The 18,331-nt window shown below is 38.7% G+C and carries 15 protein-coding genes; 1 reads left to right on the top strand and 14 read right to left on the bottom strand.

Annotated features, from left to right (window positions below):
• Positions 1–39 precede the first annotated feature (39 nt).
• The 14 genes from KGP21_RS10520 to galU (KGP21_RS10455) all read right to left on the bottom strand — a co-directional run bounded on the left by KGP21_RS10520 (position 40) and on the right by galU (KGP21_RS10455) (position 16,061).
• Positions 40–534, bottom strand: coding sequence for a serine O-acetyltransferase (locus tag KGP21_RS10520; protein WP_223538069.1), 495 nt, complete (start codon positions 532–534; stop codon positions 40–42).
• A complete protein-coding gene (locus tag KGP21_RS10515) occupies positions 518–1,819 on the bottom strand; it encodes a flippase (protein WP_223538067.1) in 1,302 nt (433 codons plus the stop codon). The genes KGP21_RS10520 and KGP21_RS10515 overlap by 17 nt, the downstream gene beginning before the upstream one ends.
• Positions 1,820–1,870: 51 nt before the next feature.
• Positions 1,871–3,487 carry a pyocin knob domain-containing protein gene (locus KGP21_RS10510; protein ID WP_223538065.1) on the bottom strand — a complete coding sequence of 539 codons (1,617 nt, stop codon included), beginning with the start codon at positions 3,485–3,487 and terminating at the stop codon, positions 1,871–1,873.
• Between the two features lie 190 nt (positions 3,488–3,677).
• The gene (gene wbaP, locus KGP21_RS10505; RefSeq protein ID WP_223538063.1) at positions 3,678–5,111 is read right to left on the bottom strand and encodes an undecaprenyl-phosphate galactose phosphotransferase WbaP; all 1,434 of its coding nucleotides are present in this window, start codon (positions 5,109–5,111) and stop codon (positions 3,678–3,680) included.
• Positions 5,112–5,142: 31 nt separating this feature from the next.
• On the bottom strand, positions 5,143–6,066 hold the full coding sequence (locus KGP21_RS10500) for a glycosyltransferase family 2 protein (RefSeq protein WP_223538061.1): 924 nt from the start codon (positions 6,064–6,066) through the stop codon (positions 5,143–5,145).
• A gap of 8 nt (positions 6,067–6,074) precedes the next feature.
• On the bottom strand, positions 6,075–7,199 hold the full coding sequence (locus KGP21_RS10495) for a glycoside hydrolase family 99-like domain-containing protein (RefSeq protein WP_220182516.1): 1,125 nt from the start codon (positions 7,197–7,199) through the stop codon (positions 6,075–6,077).
• Between the two features lie 2 nt (positions 7,200–7,201).
• Positions 7,202–8,131, bottom strand: coding sequence for a glycosyltransferase family 2 protein (locus KGP21_RS10490; RefSeq protein ID WP_223538059.1), 930 nt, complete (start codon positions 8,129–8,131; stop codon positions 7,202–7,204).
• 20 nt (positions 8,132–8,151) lie between these two features.
• Positions 8,152–9,207: an EpsG family protein gene (locus KGP21_RS10485; RefSeq protein WP_223538058.1), complete on the bottom strand. Its 1,056-nt coding sequence runs from the start codon at positions 9,205–9,207 to the stop codon at positions 8,152–8,154.
• A gap of 49 nt (positions 9,208–9,256) precedes the next feature.
• Complete coding sequence (locus tag KGP21_RS10480) at positions 9,257–10,042, bottom strand: glycosyltransferase domain-containing protein (RefSeq protein WP_223538056.1); 786 nt, start codon at positions 10,040–10,042, stop codon at positions 9,257–9,259.
• A gap of 80 nt (positions 10,043–10,122) precedes the next feature.
• Positions 10,123–12,312, bottom strand: coding sequence for a tyrosine-protein kinase Wzc (wzc, locus tag KGP21_RS10475; protein WP_115159864.1), 2,190 nt, complete (start codon positions 12,310–12,312; stop codon positions 10,123–10,125).
• A 17-nt stretch (positions 12,313–12,329) separates the two neighbouring features.
• Complete coding sequence (locus KGP21_RS10470) at positions 12,330–12,764, bottom strand: protein tyrosine phosphatase (protein WP_223538054.1); 435 nt, start codon at positions 12,762–12,764, stop codon at positions 12,330–12,332.
• A 3-nt stretch (positions 12,765–12,767) separates the two neighbouring features.
• On the bottom strand, positions 12,768–13,904 hold the full coding sequence (locus KGP21_RS10465) for a polysaccharide export protein (protein WP_209522355.1): 1,137 nt from the start codon (positions 13,902–13,904) through the stop codon (positions 12,768–12,770).
• A 314-nt stretch (positions 13,905–14,218) separates the two neighbouring features.
• Positions 14,219–15,115 (bottom strand): UTP--glucose-1-phosphate uridylyltransferase GalU, encoded by an 897-nt coding sequence (galU, locus tag KGP21_RS10460; protein ID WP_021805038.1) that lies wholly within the window; start codon positions 15,113–15,115, stop codon positions 14,219–14,221.
• A gap of 46 nt (positions 15,116–15,161) precedes the next feature.
• Positions 15,162–16,061, bottom strand: coding sequence for a UTP--glucose-1-phosphate uridylyltransferase GalU (gene galU, locus KGP21_RS10455; RefSeq protein ID WP_021180603.1), 900 nt, complete (start codon positions 16,059–16,061; stop codon positions 15,162–15,164).
• A gap of 669 nt (positions 16,062–16,730) precedes the next feature.
• On the opposite strand from galU (KGP21_RS10455), the gene KGP21_RS10450 reads away from it, so the two are divergent.
• Positions 16,731–18,317, top strand: a complete 1,587-nt coding sequence (locus tag KGP21_RS10450; RefSeq protein WP_071680823.1) for a TerC family protein — start codon at positions 16,731–16,733, stop codon at positions 18,315–18,317.
• The last annotated feature ends 14 nt before the right edge of the window (positions 18,318–18,331 follow it).

Below are 18,331 nucleotides of genomic sequence, written 5' to 3'. Positions count from 1 at the left end.
ATAATTTATTAATTAATACGCCACGTAGATTTAAGAATTTTAATTGTCTCTATATCTGATTATTGTGGCTGGATTCCCAGAAACAATAGCATTGTCAGGGACGTCAAATAAAACCAAACTACCGGCACCAATTATCGAATTATTTCCAATTCTAATATTTCCGCAAATACACGCATTCGCATAAATTATTACATTATCACCTAATATTGGATATTGTTCTGATGATACATTTTTAACTCCAATTGTGACATTTTGGTAAATGGTACAATTCAAACCTAATTTGACATTCTTGCCGATAACTATACCTACCGGATGAGGTAAGATTGTCCTTTTATCATAAAGTTGTTTAATTCCAATGGTAAGGTGACAAGATGTTAACATTCCTGAATGATCATAATATGTAGTTGCATAAAATTTATCTGAAAACCATCTTGGAATACTTCGCAACTTTAAAAAAAACACTCTATATAAATATAAAGATAAAGGGAAAAGGAATCTATTATCTTTCAACGTGTGTTTAACCTTTTTCAGCATACTTCCTCCTAATAATTTTTATAGCTATAGATTGTACGCCAAAAAAACCGAAAGTAATTATAGACAAAGTTTGTATACGGAAACATTCCCATGTTCTCTTGTTTAAAATATTTCCTATATAAGAAGAAAAAACCTGACTAATTAGAGAAGCGAATGCCGCACCTAATAATCCATATTTTGGTATCCATATTATATTTAAAATAAAATTAATAAGCAATCCAAGAACCGCTCTCACCAACCGCATATAAGTAAGATTTATGGTAACAAGATAATTAGTACAAGCTCCGCCTAAAACGGCAAAAACAGTTGAAAATACAGTAATACAAAGCACTGGTAAAGCACCATCATAAGCAGAACCGAATAAAGACTCGAAGAAAATAAAAGAAAAAGAAATCACTAAAATTGCAGATGCGAAAGCACTAAAATACACAAGATCAAAATATAATCTAATGTTTTCCTTTTGGTTATTTGAAGCTAATAATGGAAAAAACGAAGTGGCAACAGCTACCGGAATAAATGAATATGCGTCTGACATTCGAATAGCCACGCTAAATACCCCTAGCTCTTTAGCTCCTAACATCTTGGCAATCATAACCTGATCTAATCTGGTGTACAATATTATTATAAGTGATGAGAGAATAATAGGATATGACTGTCTGAGCAAGGTTTTAATAACTTGCGGGTCAAAATTGGAAAATTTAATTTTTATATCCAAACGCTTCATCTGATATTCCAATACAATACAGGATATAATAACATCTAATGAATACGAAAGAGCAAACCAGATGACATCAGATTTTATAGCAAGAAAATAAACCTTCAAGAATGACGAAAGCAATAATGCAATAAAGCTATACTTTGTAACCACACTTGATTTTGAATTTGCTTGGAAGTAAGAGTAAAACGTTGTCTGAGATTGAAATACTAAACTAGCCAATGATATTAGAAATACTATTTTACTTAGCTGTGAGATATCAATAAAGAATATTATTCCACCACAAATAATCATCACTAATAATGACATCGCGATTTTAGAAATCATTACCGTTGAGTAAATTTTATTTTCATCTTGTTTATTAGTTGAAAACTCTTTTATCAGGATACTATCTAGCCCTAACCCCGTAATACATAGAAGCATAGTAACAATGCTTTGAGAGAAACTTAAAATGCCAGTATCCTCGGGGCCTAATTGCCTTGAAATAAGAGCAAAAAGAATAAAAGTAATTACGACACGAACTATTTTCTCAACAAATATCCACCCAGCATTCCTCAAATATCCATGCATAAAAATCTCATAAACCCGTAAAATTAATAAAAAAGTCAGAAATTGTCGCACCTAGCTTGCAACAATCTTCCACTCTCCCCATTTATTTACATCTAATACTCTTAGAGTTGTTCGACCTGTATTTAATTCAATTAATTGCTGTATACTACAAAATTGTTTGATGTAGGTAACTTGCAACATACATGAACCAGAAAAATCAGGAATATTTTTAAAGCTGGATATATTATTAATCAAGTATTTTCGTGACTCAATCAGATTATCCAAATCCTCACTACCTAGTAACTCAATTCCGTCATGACTCAGATCAGTAAACCTAGAACTAGAACTAAAAACCGGCCTTCCTTTGATATTTAATACCCTTCCGGAAAAGTCTTCCGCAATAGGGTAAATATCGTATTCCAAGTTTGTCCTTGAACTTCCACCAATAATATCAAAGCCATTTTTCCCTCGAAGGCAACCATCAATATATTCATCAGGAAAACTTACTTGCCCACCGACAGATGTAATTACTCTATTTTTATTCCCAACTAAAGAGTATGGCCTTCCAAGATTTCTTCTCACTTGATTAGATTTAGGAGGTAAAGATCGAAAGTGTCTATTATTTATATACGAACCATAAATATCTGAAACAACAATATCATCCTCCCCTGTATCATCTGAATCACAATCCCGAAAGTTTGACATAATAGTAGAGGAATAGAGTTTATCAAGTTTTATGCCTCCCTTGTTTAAATGCCAAAAGTCACACCCAAGAATCTCTGCACTTTTCAATCCAATATTATTATTGGATAAAATCCCCCAACCAGTAAATAAATTCACATCTGTAGAACCATCGAAATAAACGCCAATTATTTTCAATGTATCAATATCATTACCTGATTCATTAAAAATGAAGATACCACTAGTAGCACCTGGCACTATCTGTGTACCGCCAGAAATACTGCCTCCACCACCTAATTGTACAGCATGATTACGGTTATTACCCCATAACTCAGATCCAGATATATAATAATCTGTTGAGTTAATAACTAATGTAGAAGATGATAGCCTGCTATCCTTAACATAAGTAACAAATGTTTTTGCTTTTCTATTAACACTTCCTATAGCTCGTCCCAACGCTACTCCAAACTTATCGTCAGGCCCTCCACCTTTTCGTCCATCTAACCAACATCGCTCTAGACCACAGCTATTACCATTCGTAAAATCTATTGAGTAAAAATCGGAACGGTTGGTAGCAAGATCTGTTATTCGCAAATCTATTAACCTAATATCAGATAAGCCATCTGAATTTTTATCAAAATATCCGGAACGAGCGATAATAGGATAATCTCCACCATTCCATATTAATGCCGGTACAGAACGACCTGGTCCAACGACCGTAACACTATTTCTAACAATAATTGTAGAATTTACATATCGACTAATATCATCCAGCTCCACGTGTCTATTGCCGCTTTGCAACATCATATTTATAGCTTTAGCATTATCAGTAGCAGCCTTAGGATCACTCGCGTTAAGTATTGGAGCATTCCATCTAGGGTTTTTAATGTTAGTTCGACCGGTTATTATATAAGGATTATTTACATAACCATCTTTTGTTACTATTTTAGCACCTTCTTTAATTGCGTTATTTTTCCTCCCCACTACTTCTGCATTAGCATTTTCCATACTGTTCACGGTCCCAACACTAATAAATGATAGTGTTGTAGATTTTATGAAATCGCGTCTTTTCAATGCACACCTCCGCAGGATAGTATTATGACTCTCCTTTATATATGAAAGAGCAACGTATTCATAAATAAGAAATTATTTATCAATAATACAACGATAAAAACCAAAAAACATTAACAATATTATATCAATATGCACCATCGCGCTTCAAAACTACATTAATTGTTTTAAAAAGTATCGCGATATCATTCCACAATGACCAATTTTTGACATACCACGCATCAAAATAAACTCGAGTATCATAGTCAACATCATTCCGACCACTTACTTGCCACAAACCAGTCATCCCTGGTTTTGCCATCAAATAATAATCAACATCCCCTGCATATCGTTCAAGCTCTTGTTCAATAACAGGGCGAGGGCCTACCAAACTCATTTCACCCTTTAGTACATTAAATAGTTGAGGTAATTCATCCAAACTTGTTTTGCGAATAAATCTTCCAATTCGAGTAATTCTAGGGTCATTCTTTAATTTGAAGTCTTTATCCCATTCAGCTTTTGCATTTTCATCGTTTGCAAGTAAATTATTCAACACTTCTTGCGAGTTAACAATCATCGATCTAAATTTTAAGCATTTGAATTTTTTGCCATCCATTCCTATTCTTTCATGTCCATAAATTGCGCTACCACCATCCTTTGAAACTAAATAAATAAGTATAAAAAATACAGGTGATAGTAATGTTACAATGCAACAAGCACCAAATAAGTCGAATGCACGCTTTACAAATCTAGATGTTCTCTTTGCCAAATTATTACTTACACGAAGAATCATAACTTCATGGCTAAAGATAAAAGACATATCTGTACCATAAAGTGGAACACCTCGTAACGTGGGAATTACTGATACTGAACGACAATTGTGCTTAGCAAGCTTTTTAAGCCACTCGTCCCTTAAAAGCTCCTCACCAAATTCTAAAGCAACAATAAACTGAGTTGTTTGAGGGTCACAATTCTCCCATAATTTCCTCTCATCAACAAACACGGGGACGCCGAAAATATTTTTTTCCTGAATTATTCTAGTAGAAAAGAAACCACAAATAGCAAACCCTAATTCTTTCTCGCTCTGTAAGGCAGCAAATGCGTCCCGAGCATTCTTATTTGCACCTATTATTATCGTATGCTTTTTCCACATACATAACTTATCTAGAAACCGCTTGGTTAGCGTTCTACCTAAAGGTACAAGAATGAGGGTAAGTATCCATGTTATTACCCATATAGATCTTGAAAAATGCCATTTTGAAAAAGCCACCAAAGCAAGATCTAACATGGAAAAAATAACAATCGTTCGGATTATTTCTTTAAGTTCGAACCAAAATGGTTTTCTATAACTATAGTGTCGTAACCTCACCCAAAACCAAACAATAGCTAACACAGCAAGAATAGTATGTGAAATTAATCTAGCAGGCATCTCTGTTTTGGGAATGAATTCATTTACATTAAAGCCTAACACACTAATTATGTATATTGATAAAAACAGTGATACCGAAAAGAAAACGAAGTCTGAAGATGCAAGAAACACCTTAATTAAATTGGTTCGTTTTGAGTAACTTAGGGCACTCATAAGCCCCCCCTAATACTTAATGTGCAGTTATTCATCGTATTGAATTTCTCCAGAAATTTTTGTGCATGCTTAACTTCACTCTCATAGGTACTGGAATAACCGCATAATATCCTCCAAGCTTATATCCTATAAATTTCATTGCATTATTTACCAATGCAACCGGGACCAAGCTAGGTTTATTTTTTAAGAGGTATTTTAGCTCTGAAATGATAAATTTCTTGCCTTCCCCCCTTGCACCACCAAAAGATTGTTTAATCCAAGGTTCGTTATCATGAAAAACACCAATATCAAAATAGCGTCTAAACTCTTCAATTGGTGTGTAATTATGAGAATGGAATACAGTTGCATCAGAAGCGTAAGCTATTTTATATCCTTTTGTAACAGCTTTTGCTGCAAAATACATATCCTCGCAGAGAATCGTATTATCAGGAAAACAACCCAACTCTTTAAAAATTGACAGTCGATAGGCGGAGAATGAGTTAGATATAAAGACAGTTTTAATGCCCATCTTCTGTCTACTTTCTAGTGAACTTACATAGGATTTTTTTGGATAATTAAATATCCTGGCATGTTCTGCAATAGCTGTGGCATTTTCATGCGGTAACTGTCTACCAAATGCAGCCGCAACACTCTTATCAATAAATGGCTCTACAATTCTCTGGAGTGATTCTGGAGATGCCAATACTGCATCTTGTGTTAAAAATATGACAACATCTACATTATCATCCAATAAAAAACAACCTAAATTCCTAGTTCCGCCATGGTTAAATTCTTTTTCGTCTATTTTGATAATGTTGCTAGTAACTTTACAAGCAGTTTTGAGAGTTTCGTCTGTCGAATTACTATCAATCACTATTACATTGCTTATATAATCATTTTGCTTTGAGAGACTTTGTACTGCACTTGCCCACAAATCCCCACCATTCCTAGTTGGTATAATTATAGCTACATTCATAACTTTGCCTATTTATATTTTTTTATGGCCGCTTGTGTTGCACTTAAAAAGGCATGTCCCATTTCTTGATCTGGTTCCAAATGACAACCTTCAGCCCATTCATTCCACGCATTTATAAAAACAATTTTTTCACCATCAGGATAGTCTTGAACAGACTCCAATGAATATTCAAGCCAATTTTGGTAAGTTTCTGGTTGATCATTTTGTATAACTGTTGGTGTTTTTCTTCTTGCTGAATTATCCCAACTAGGAAATACACAAGGGAAGAACCTGACACTCTTATTCCAGTTTTTTGAAGTTATACCTTTAACTATGCCACTATAGCTAATTCTATTAGTTGCAGTTCCATTTACCTTTAACCATTGATATAATGTATCAGGCATTATTTTTTTTGCTATAGTAATTAATTTCTGCTTACCCGTTACTTCGGTTGGGAAATCCTTCCGGTTCGGCTGAAAATCTATAACAGCATCAAATCCCAAATCTATAATTTCATTTTCAGATGCAGTTATAAATCCATTTTTTACGGCACAAATATATAGTCCTTCAAGTCCATGCTCTTTAGCTAAACCACGCCATTTCCTAAAGTATTGTTCAACATCGGGAATATGGTCATATCTATATATCAAAAACAATGGTTTGTTATTTATCTTAATATAACGCCTATCTTTAAAAAATCCAACAAGTGTATTAAAATGTTCATCAGCATCATTTTCAGTATAATCTTGTCTAATTAACACCTGTCGGTCTAAACCATCCCAAGCTCGAGTCCAATTTTCATTTGCCCAACACACACAAAATGGAAAATCAGGTTCGTTTAGAGCCATCACATCAGCAAGTGGTTTCTCGAGGAGTTGCTGGCCATTGAACCAATAATGATAGTAGCAAAAACCTGTTATACCATATTCTCTTGCTAGCTCTGCCTGTGCTAGTCTTGACTCAGATAAGCGTAAATCATAGAAACCTAAGTCACTTGGTAAATGTGGTTGTCGATGGCCGACAAATCTTTTTTTACTTTTAGTGACATTTGTCCATTCCGTGAACCCTTTCCCCCACCACTCATTATTCTCTTTAATTGGATGGAATTGTGGTAGATAAAAGGCTAAAACGTGGTCTATTTTACTCTTATTCAATTTTACAGCCTCTTGAAAATTATAGAAAATATCAGTGAGCAGTTATCGCTTAATTTCTGCCTGTAAACTTTTGACGTAATAACATAGTAAATAGCCTTAGCACCAAATGGTGTTAATAATGATTTTTTAAAGTCATTAACAAGACTTATCTGCTGAGAATTTAATTGACCAGAATAACATTCTATAAATTCCGTTAATTGCTTGGACATTCTAGGATACTTATCCTTTCTCTTTAGTTTTATAAATTTATTCAGTATCTTTTGAAGACCCGACATCATTCCTTCTACATTAGAAGAATGTTGCCTATACTTGATATCCGCATTATTGTTGAATAACACTTTCCCAGTTGCTGATATGACTAGGTATACCCACCAGTCATGCATCACAATGTTCTCAGTATTTGGTTTTTTTTCTTTTAACTTTCTCAAAGCACAGTTATTTATTACAACTGTACATCCTGTGGCTATATTTTCTACAATTGCGTTACCTAGTTCTATTTTTTTGCTCGGTTCATGAGTCAGAAATAAATAGTTCAAATTCTCGTCAACAACTTCCAGTCGAGTGAATTGCATAGCTGGAATGGCATTATATTCTTCCAAAATATTCAGCGCATTAATAATTTTATTAGGTAACCATATGTCATCTTGATCACAAAATGCTACGTAATCATAATTATGGTCACATTCATTTAATAAACTAAAGAAACTTTTAACAACACCTAAATTCCCCCCCTCTTTTAATATAATTTTTACTTTGTTGTTTTCTGTATTTATATTTTTAATCAGTTCAACTGTTCTATCTTTAGAGCCATCATCACGAATGTATATATCCAGAAATGCCTCACTAATGTCCATGTTTAAAAGGCTTTCTATTTGCTGAACGATGAATTTTTCACCATTGTAACTTGACAGTAATATAGCTATTTTATTCATAATTGCACTCTTGACTTATCTTATCCTGTTAGAATCCCATTATAACTACTGTACAATTGCTTAGCTGCATAGATTATTAACAAGATATATATGACCCATTTCGGTTTGAAATTATCAATTATTAGGGTTGGTGCAATAATGAATGTCACCGCTCCAAGTAAAGAATATATTCTGTTTGAAAACTCAACATTAAAAGCAAGTATAAACCCTAAAAACAACTGCAGAGAAATAACCTTGCAAATAATTATTTTCTTAGCTTCATTTTCATTACCCTGCTTTATATTAAATATCAAGAAGAACATAATTAGATAAAAAACTAATGTGCCTACTTTTGTTATCAATAGCTCTTTAACTAACTTTCCATCATCTTGAAGTGATACGTAAGTGGTTAGTTTATACGAAATAAACTCAGGTAAATATGAGGCTATAGTTGCAATTGAATTTACTGAGCTTGAAATATTCCCAATAATGTATACAAATAGTCCAAGAAGCGAAAACAAAATAACTTTTGTTTTATTTATTTTATTGGGGTTCAAAAAATAAAGGATGAAACAAAGAACTGCTGAATAGTGGAAAAACACCGCAATTATAATTTTCATTATGAAATGCGCTGGTCGTCTCGACAACACATCATTTATAGATAGCAACACAAAAGCCATAGCTAAACCAATTCTGATTTGTGTCATTTCATGTAGAACAAAGAAAAAGCCAATATATAGGATAACACTTACGATAGGAAAATCAGAGACTTTATAAATTGCATAAATTTTTAAGCTAACGGCAATAAAAGCATATAGAAAAAGAAATGCTTGTACATTATCACCAAAAATAGTATCACTTATAAATGCGATTAACCAAAAACCCGCTTCTTTTCCTGGAAAGTCAACCACCCCATTTGTTGCATAGTTTATAAACAGGTCAGAATATTGTTTTGAATCAGGGTCTAAACCAACAGGTCTAAAACCTGCGATACAAATCAATATTGTCGCTATAAAAAATAAAACTATCAGTTGTACTCTTTTATATTCATTAGACTCTGATGCTATCTGACGTTGTACGTTATTTTTTATTATCATAAAAACAACCTATTGTATCTAAAACAAATTTAGATTGATAAACTTAATTTTAAGATAGTTTTTTTTTAAAATAAAAGACACTACTAATCAATAAAGATATAGATTTCATAATAAAGCTTCTATGCTTATTCATATTCACATAAAGAATTATGCGTTTTGGTAAAGATAGGCTTTTTTCTTTAGTATGAAATCGAATTTTAAAATACGCATTTCTATTTTTGGAACCTTCTTTTAAGGTTCCAATATCTACTTTTTTACACCATGCTGAATAACATAAACTTAGCTGATCTCGTTGCGAATATTCATTCATACAGCGCCACCACATTTCCATTAGTTCAATAACTTTCTTTTCATGATGTTGGCGAAGAATAATATTATTCTCAAATAAGCCATTGTGCTCTGGATACCCATCCTCCCTATATTTTTTTACTACTTGATCAACTTTATCTGCTGTTTCCTTTTTGACTCTCACGCATTCTTTTGCTTCTCTATAAATACAATCCCTCTCCATATGTTTAGGCAGGTAAATATATTCACCTTTATTTTTATATTCACAAACCAAATCTCTAGGGTTACCCAAGATTTCAATATTACTATCTACATAGAGACTGTATTTGTAATTTGGGAAATATAAGTGAGGGAATAACTTTATTTTCCTATTCATCATATGATTGCTTAAATCCGTTTTCTCTATATATATAATCTCCCAAAACTTTGACTCAAGTTTGTCATCATCAGTAAAGCAAATAAATTTACATCCTGAGAATTTATCTTTTGGTTCAATAAGTTTATCATACCCACCAAATAAAGCGGTATATACAACAATTTCTGTCATCTATTTTTCCTGCAAATACCATGTAACACGGATTTTATTTAAAACCCCAAATCTTCAAATATAAGAAATGGGGTTTGTTTTTATTTTTTGTCGTTATTATAGCTATAGTCGTAATAATCATAGCCATAGTTATAATAGTTAGATGCTCTTTTTATAACCGCGTTGAGTATTACACCTTTTATTTCAACTCCATTCTGTTCAAATCGTTTAACACTCATTTCTACTTCTTTTGGACTATTTAATTCAAATCTTGCTACCATTAAAGATGTACCTGCCTTTTTACCAATAATAGCAGCATCGGTGACGGCTAATATTGGAGGTGTATCTACTAGCACGAGATCGTAATTTGAACTTGCCCATGAAAGAATCTCACCAAACCGATTATGCATTAATAGTTCAGAAGGATTTGGAGGGATTTGTCCTCTAGCTAAAAAGTCTAATCCTACATGTGTCGTTGTTTGTACCGATTCAGAAACATTATTTCTACCTGATAACACCTCTGATAAACCATTTTTGCTATCAAGTCCCATCAATTCATGTGCATAACCTTTGCGCATATCACTATCAATAAATAATACTCTTTGGCCTGCTTGTGCTACTACAGCAGCCAAGTTTGCACTTATAAATGTTTTACCGATACCAGGGCTAGCACCTGAGATCATTAATACGTTATTCGTTGCCTCCATCATTGCAAAGTGTAAACTAGTGCGAAGGCTACGTATTGCTTCAATTGCCAAGTCAGTTGGATTACCAAATGCTAAGAGAACATTAGCATCGGCATTAACTTTTTTCCCTTTATTTTTAGATGAAAAATCCAAATCTTTCTTACGTTGCCATTCTGAGAGAGGCACACTCGCATAAACACTTATCCCTAATTCTTCTAGTTGTTCAGGTCGTTCAATGCCCTTATGTAATATTGAACGTAGAAGCGTATAGCCAATCGATACAATACCGCCTAAAATAATACTAAATATTAGTACTATTATCTTCTTAGGTTGGACAGGTTTAGTTTGCGTGACTGCCGGATCTATAATCCTAACATTTCCAATAGTACTCGCTTTAGAGATGCTCAACTCTTGCTCTTTACTCAAGAGTTGCATATAAATCTCCTGGCCTGATTGCACATCTCGACTCAACCGTAATATCTCTTGCTGAGTCTTCGGCATAGCACTAACTCGTTTATTAAACTTTTCTCTTTCCTCTTCAAGAGTTTTCCTTTTTTCAAGTAATGCTCGATATGATGGATGCTCCTTTGTGTAAAGCTTAGATATCTCAGCTTCTTTAAATGTAAGTTCATTTAACTGAGTATCTACTGACACAATTGAATCGAGCACAGACTTTGCTTCTAAGGATAGATCAACCGAATCATTTTTTTGTCTATATTGATTTAATTTGCTCTCAGATAAGTCAAGAGAATTTCGGACTAGCGGGAGTTGTTCTTTTAAAAACCCTAAACTTCTAGCATCTTCTTCAGACTTTCTTTCGATATTTTGCTCTAGATAATTTTTTGAAATATTGTCTAATATCCGTTGAATCATTACAGGATTGTCACCTGTCAATGTCAAACCTAATACTCCCGTATCTTTACCTTTATCAGCAACTTCGAAATTTTCAAGAAGTAAGTTTATAGATTTCAATTCAGAACGTTTTAATATTTTGAATTTCGACCCAACATCAGCATCAATGTTGCTTACTAGAATAGAAAATTCTTTATCCTTAAGAAATCTACCTACTGTTCCTTCGATAGTTGAACCATCATCTTTAGTTATTTCAAAATTTGAATTATCTAATACTTTTAAAATAACATAAGGTTCGTCATCACTATCCACAGGAACTTGTGGGATATTAAATTTATCTATTGATATGCTTTCTGTTTTTTCGCCAGTCAGTCGATGAAGCCCCTTGCCAAATATAGGGAAAAATTTTTGTTCAACAACTGTCGTTAAATCTAAATCTTTTACAGTCTTACTTAAAATCATTCTAGATTTTAGTATTTCAATTTCAGGAGCAGCTTCTGGCTGACTATTTGGCAAAATCTGACTAATGTTACTTAATAGCGAATTACCAACATTCTGTTCCACTTGTACAATAGCATCTGCACGATATATAGGTGTTGAGAATAAACTATACAGGACACCAAGCGTCAAGAATGATGCTGTTACACCAATAATTAACCAACGATTATCAATTAATTCGCCAATGATACGCCCTATATCAATTGCCTCTGAGGTAACATTATTTGAACTATTTGCTCGATTTTTATCTGACATTATAGATCCTGAAATTCTTAGCGTCTTAATGCTTCTACCCATTTTTGGGTGGAAGCATTAAGCTGATTATATACAAATTCAAAAGCCTCACGGCTTTGGCGGTACGGATCACCGATCTCACTCTGATTTAGCCAATGGCCATATAACATTGTTTTCCCCCGAACCTCAGGAGATAGGCGACAGACAGCCTCAATATGAGCTTTTTCCATAACAAGAATAAGATCGTAATCTCTGCACATCGCTGAAGTGAGTTGCTGAGCTTGGTGCCCTTCTAGATTTAAACCATGTTGTTTTGCTATTTCTAATGCAGTCTTTTCCGCAGGTTTACCAACCAATGCTCCTAAACCGGCGGAGCAAATATTTTTCTCAGGTAGCGCCTGTTTTAACAAACGCTCTCCAGTTGGAGAGCGGCAGATATTTCCTACGCAAACAACCAAAATCGAATTAAACATATATTAATTCCACTGATTGATGAAACGTACAGTTTCTGTCATATCGTGCACGCCGGTGATCGTCGGTACTAGCTGACTGATAACTCGGTTCCAACGTACAACAGGCGCAGTTGTCACGTAGACGATGTCATAAGGCTTTAGCTGGAACTCAGTTCCCATGACTAATGCGGAGGCATCTGCCGCGTTCAGTTGGTAAATATTAGCTATTTTGTTTCCTTCAGCCCCGCGTAGTGGCCGAATAACAAACACCCCAGTCGCATCAGACATTGCCTGGTCTATACCATCGGCATTTCCCAGAGCCTCAGTTAATGTCATACCACTTCGGTCCATCTTCAGAGTAGCCTGTTTCTTCACCTCTCCCATCACGAATACTTTTAGGTCATCGTTGCGAGGAATGTAGAGAATGTCGCCAGGATAAAGCAGATGGTTTTGCATCAGGTCGCCCTTTTGCATCAAGGCCTGAAGAGAAATACGCTGCTCTTTGCCATTATGCGTTAGCACTACATTACGCCAATCCGCATTGTCAGATAGTCCCCCCGCAGCATTTATTGCATCCATTACAGTCAGTGGCACGTTAGTAATCGGCTGCTGACCCGATTTAGTAACTTCACCAGTTACATAGACTTTTTGCGAACGGAATGCGGCAATACTCACATCCACCTGTGGGCTCTCAATATATTGTGCCAAACGGCTAGCGATCTCAGTACGAATCTGGGCCATGGTTTTACCAACCACCTTAATCTTACCAATATAAGGATAGAAGATGGTGCCATCAGCATTTACCCAGTTGCCTGTGTCACTAGCACTACGGTATTGGCCTGCCGGAGTAGTCAACTCCGGATGATCCCAAACAGTCACCATCAGCACGTCGCCCACACCGATACGGTACTCATAGCTCTGCAGATCACGTTCCAAGGCTGGGTTGGTTTGCGCGATGACCGGTTTTGGTCGCATTTTCTCAACCAGGCTCGGCGTCATCGGGTAGATATTGACCAGCTTATTCAGGTTAAAATCGCTGTCTTCCTGCTTAACAACGTTTTTACCGCTGGTAGAGAGGTGGGTACCAGGGACCACGGTACAACCGCTGATCACACTGATTGATACCAGGAGCGGTATCAGCTTCCATTGTTTCTTTGCCATCGAATTTTCATCACTTTCAAAGTAAGTAAACTTGCAACGCTAAACACCTGGCCAACCATGGCCGCTTGGGGTGGTGCTTAGCAAAATTTTTTGTTTGCGCTATGTACGGCAGTCCTGCGATACATGCATGAAAGCACTCATTGAGCAAACGTTGAGTCTGGGTTTGCTAAGATGTCTCTCAAACTCGTAGTGACTGGCGCATGCACCAGGAGTGTTTTCATGTGCGAACGAACGCGGGCAAGTCAAAAGGCCCGCTGAGATTTCCGCAGGCCTCTAACTATAAAGATTTTTCCGCTCTTTTTCAGTACAAATTACTACAGTTTTAGCTGCTCGGCCCATTCGCGGAAGGCTTCGCCCTGCGTGGGGTGGCGTAAGCCATAGGTCACAAAGGCTTGGAGATAGCCTAGTTTTTCACCGCAGTTAAACGATTCCCCTACCAGTTCCATCGCTTCTACCGTCTGTTGTTTCATCAGGTCAGCAATCGCATCGGTCAGTTGAATTCGGCCCCAGGCGCCTGGCTGTGTTTTTTCCAAAATCGGCCAGATGTCGGCAGAGAGCACATAACGGCCAACAGCAGAATAATTGGATTTCAGTTTCACTTCACGGCTTGGCTTCTCAATGATCGACGTCATGCGTGAGCTCTCCCCTGGTTGCAGGGTCGTGGTCTCACATTCTGCCACCGAGTAGTCATACAGCACGTTTTCATCCGCAGGCTGCACCAGTACCTGGCTCAGCCCATTCTCTTCGAAGCGGGCAATCATATGCGCCAGGTTGTCTTTGTGCATATCCGCCTTGGCGTCATCCAGCAGCACGTCCGGCAGCACCACCACGAAAGGTGAATCACCTACCAGTGGTTTGGCACACAGTACCGCATGCCCCAATCCTTTCGGTTGCCCTTGGCGGATGTGCATCAGGGTTACGCCCTTCGGCGTGATGGATTTAACTTCATCCAGCAGCTGACGCTTCACGCGCGCTTCAAGCATCGCCTCAAGCTCATAAGACGTATCGAAATGGTTTTCGATCGCGTTCTTGGAGGAGTGGGTAACCAGAATGATTTCCTTGATCCCGGCAGCCACGCATTCGTTGACGATATATTGGATCAACGGCTTATCAACGATCGGCAGCATCTCTTTCGGGATCGCCTTGGTCGCAGGCAACATGCGCATACCCAGACCAGCAACAGGAATGACGGCTTTCAACTTCATCGACATGGTGTTCCTCTTAAAATCTCGTGGTCGTGCTAACCGGCTCAGGCAATTACTTGCTGTTCAGGGTCTGTTTCATCCACTGGGTGAAGTTTTCGCCTTCGGAAGGGTGGCGCAGGGCATACTGGACAAACGCCTTCATATAGCCCAGTTTGTCACCGCAGTCGTGGGATTTTCCGCTCATATGGAAAGCTTCTACCGTTTCCTGCTCCATCAACATGGCAATAGCGTCGGTCAGTTGGATTTCATCACCAGCACCCGGGGGAGTTTTCTCTAACAATGGCCAGATATCGGCAGAGAGAACATAGCGCCCTACTACGGCCAGGTTAGAAGGTGCATCTTCCCGTGCAGGCTTCTCTACCACCGCAGTCATTGGCGTACTTGCACCAGCGGCTAACGCCACGCCGCCGCAATCGACCACACCGTATTTGGAAACGTCCTCTTCCGGTACTGGCTCAACCATAATCTGGCTAAAGCCGGTTTGCTCAAAACGCTGGATCATTTTGGCCAGGTTTTCTTTCTGCAGATCGGCAGTAGAGTCATCCAATAACACGTCTGGCAAGAGCACCACAAATGGGTTATCCCCAATCATTGGTTGAGCACATAACACCGCGTGACCCAGCCCTTTGGCTTGCCCTTGACGTACCTGCATCACCGTTACATCTGGCGGGCAGATACTTTGAACTTCGGCAAGCAGTTGGCGTTTTACCCGAGCTTCCAACGTCGCTTCCAGCTCAAAGGAGGTATCGAAGTGGTTTTCGATCGCGTTTTTCGATGAGTGCGTGACCAGTACGATATCCTTGATACCCGCCGCAACGCATTCACTCACGATGTACTGAATCAATGGCTTATCGACCACAGGCAGCATTTCTTTAGGGATCGCCTTGGTTGCAGGCAGCATACGGGTGCCCAAACCTGCTACTGGGATAACGGCCTTCAATCTTTTTTGCATAAATTTCTTCCACCGACAAATAACAAGTAAGTGTAACAGAGCCAGGATAAGTGGTAGAGCCTTACGTTCAAATGAATTTTTAACTATAGAAATCAATTAATTAAAATATTAAAGTGACGTTTTAGGCACGCTACCGCCCTTGGCTTGCAGCTACCAATGCACTGTAGACAATGTTTGAACTGACGAGCGTGCAGCCGACTCCACGCTCGTAGATGAACCTGAGGTTCTGTTCAGAATTTAATGAGAGGCAAGTCGCAGAATAGGGAAAAGGCTATGCCTTCCTGGCCAAGTGGTCAGTCTTGCTATCATTTATAGGATGCTAAGATTCTTATACTATTGACCCGGTGAAACAAGTCTTAGTGGCTGCATTAAGACCTTTTCAGAATAAGACTACTAGGGATACTCGATTTTTAAGATTTTACTCGTTTAGCTAATTTACAACAAATTGATTATAAAGATAATTATCTAAGTGCAGGATTTATAAGCAGCTATTTGTTCCCTGTTTTCTGCTATCAGCCCCCTTATTGACCAGATCCTGACGCTGTTTAATTATTCTACTGGCATAGATTACCCGCACCTCGTGCGGATTTAGTGTTGAAATCCCCTCCCTCAGCGTCCATCATTCTCAAAGCGGCATAAGCCGTCGAACTAAAAGGTGAAATTAGGCGTATGGAATGGATCGCAGATCCAACAATTTGGGCCGGCTTGGCCACCCTGGTTGTACTGGAAATCGTACTGGGCATTGACAACCTGATCTTTATCGCCATTTTGGCGGAGAAATTACCTAAGAAACAACGTGATAAAGCCCGCATTGTCGGTCTTTTACTGGCGCTGGTGATGCGCCTGTTGCTGCTGGCCTCGATATCCTGGCTAGCCACCCTGACCAAACCGCTGTTTGTGGCCATGGGGCACGCTTTCAGTGGCCGCGACCTGATAATGCTGGTCGGGGGTATCTTCCTGCTGTTTAAAGCTACTATGGAGCTGAACGAGCGGCTGGAGGGTAAAGACGAGGAACACCATGGGACACGCAAAGGTGCGCGTTTCTGGCCAGTGGTCGCGCAGATTGTGGTACTGGATGCCGTCTTCTCGCTGGATTCGGTGATCACCGCAGTCGGGATGGTCGATCATTTGGCCGTGATGATGATCGCGGTGTGTATCGCCATTGGTTTGATGTTGCTGGCCAGCAAACCGCTCACGCGCTTTGTGAATGCTCATCCCACCATTGTTATTCTGTGTCTCAGCTTCTTGCTGATGATTGGTTTCAGCCTGGTGGCCGAAGGCTTTGGCTATGCGATTCCGAAGGGCTATCTCTACGCAGCGATCGGTTTCTCGGTGATGATCGAAGCCTTGAACCAGTTTGCCCAGTTTAACCGCCGCCGTTTCCTTTCCAAGGTGCGGCCTTTGCGTGAGCGTACCGCAGAAGCCGTATTGCGCATGTTAAGCGGCAAGCATGAAGAGGCCGAGATCGACAGCCATTCGGCACATCTGCTGGCAGACAGCTATAACGAGAATGGTGAAATCTTCAACCAGCAGGAACGCCATATGATCGAGCGGGTGCTGGGCATGGCACAGCGTACCGTCAGCAGTATCATGACTTCGCGGCACGATGTGGAATACCTTGGGCTTAACGGCCCGCTGGATAAATTGACGCAGCTGTTGGAGAAAAACCAGCATACGCGCATCGTGGTAACCGAAAATAGCGCCAGCGATGAGCCATTAGGGGTGATCCACACCATTGATGTGCTGAAACAACAGTTGCAGCAATCACCGCTGGATCTGCGGGCCTTGGTGCGCCAGCCGCTGATCTTCCCGGAACAGTTAACGCTGCTGTCTGCGTTGGAGCAGTTCCGCCAGGCCAAAACCCACTTTGCGTTTGTGGTGGATGAGTTTGGTTCGGTCGAAGGGGTGGTGACGTTAACCGACGTGATGGAAACCATCGCCGGTAATCTGCCTGAGGCCGATGAAGAGGTGGATGCACGCCATGATATCCAGCAAACCAGCGAAGGTTGCTGGATTGCCAATGGCCATATGCCGCTGGAAGATCTGGTGCTGTATGTGCCACTGCCGATAGAAGAAAAGCGGGAATATCATACCTTGGCAGGCTTGCTGATGGAGCATTGCCAGCGCATTCCACGCGAAGGTGAGCAACTGAAGATTGGCGACTATCTGTTTGAACCGTTGGAAATCAGTAGCCACCGCATCGTGAAGGTGAAGATCACGCCGTTAGTGACACCTAACGAAGAGGACGAAGAGTAAATCTTTACTGGGCA

The sequence above is a fragment of the Serratia sp. JSRIV004 genome, from assembly GCF_019968705.1.
Lineage (GTDB): Bacteria > Pseudomonadota > Gammaproteobacteria > Enterobacterales > Enterobacteriaceae > Chania > Chania fonticola_B.
This window is presented reverse-complemented; position numbering and strand designations above follow the sequence as displayed.

Excerpts from the sequence above, each read along its gene's own strand:
- KGP21_RS10520 (WP_223538069.1), bottom strand. The coding sequence starts at position 534 with ATGCTGAAAAAGGTTAAACACACGTTGAAAGATAATAGATTCCTTTTC.
- KGP21_RS10480 (WP_223538056.1), bottom strand. The coding sequence starts at position 10,042 with ATGACAGAAATTGTTGTATATACCGCTTTATTTGGTGGGTATGATAAA.
- wbaP (WP_223538063.1), bottom strand. The coding sequence starts at position 5,111 with ATGAGTGCCCTAAGTTACTCAAAACGAACCAATTTAATTAAGGTGTTT.
- KGP21_RS10450 (WP_071680823.1), top strand. The coding sequence starts at position 16,731 with ATGGAATGGATCGCAGATCCAACAATTTGGGCCGGCTTGGCCACCCTG.
- wzc (WP_115159864.1), bottom strand. The coding sequence starts at position 12,312 with ATGTCAGATAAAAATCGAGCAAATAGTTCAAATAATGTTACCTCAGAG.
- galU (WP_021180603.1), bottom strand. The coding sequence starts at position 16,061 with ATGCAAAAAAGATTGAAGGCCGTTATCCCAGTAGCAGGTTTGGGCACC.
- KGP21_RS10515 (WP_223538067.1), bottom strand. The coding sequence starts at position 1,819 with ATGCATGGATATTTGAGGAATGCTGGGTGGATATTTGTTGAGAAAATA.
- KGP21_RS10465 (WP_209522355.1), bottom strand. The coding sequence starts at position 13,904 with ATGGCAAAGAAACAATGGAAGCTGATACCGCTCCTGGTATCAATCAGT.
- KGP21_RS10490 (WP_223538059.1), bottom strand. The coding sequence starts at position 8,131 with ATGAATAAAATAGCTATATTACTGTCAAGTTACAATGGTGAAAAATTC.
- KGP21_RS10485 (WP_223538058.1), bottom strand. The coding sequence starts at position 9,207 with ATGATAATAAAAAATAACGTACAACGTCAGATAGCATCAGAGTCTAAT.
- KGP21_RS10470 (WP_223538054.1), bottom strand. The coding sequence starts at position 12,764 with ATGTTTAATTCGATTTTGGTTGTTTGCGTAGGAAATATCTGCCGCTCT.
- galU (WP_021805038.1), bottom strand. The coding sequence starts at position 15,115 with ATGTCGATGAAGTTGAAAGCCGTCATTCCTGTTGCTGGTCTGGGTATG.
- KGP21_RS10500 (WP_223538061.1), bottom strand. The coding sequence starts at position 6,066 with ATGAATGTAGCTATAATTATACCAACTAGGAATGGTGGGGATTTGTGG.
- KGP21_RS10510 (WP_223538065.1), bottom strand. The coding sequence starts at position 3,487 with ATGGAAAATGCTAATGCAGAAGTAGTGGGGAGGAAAAATAACGCAATT.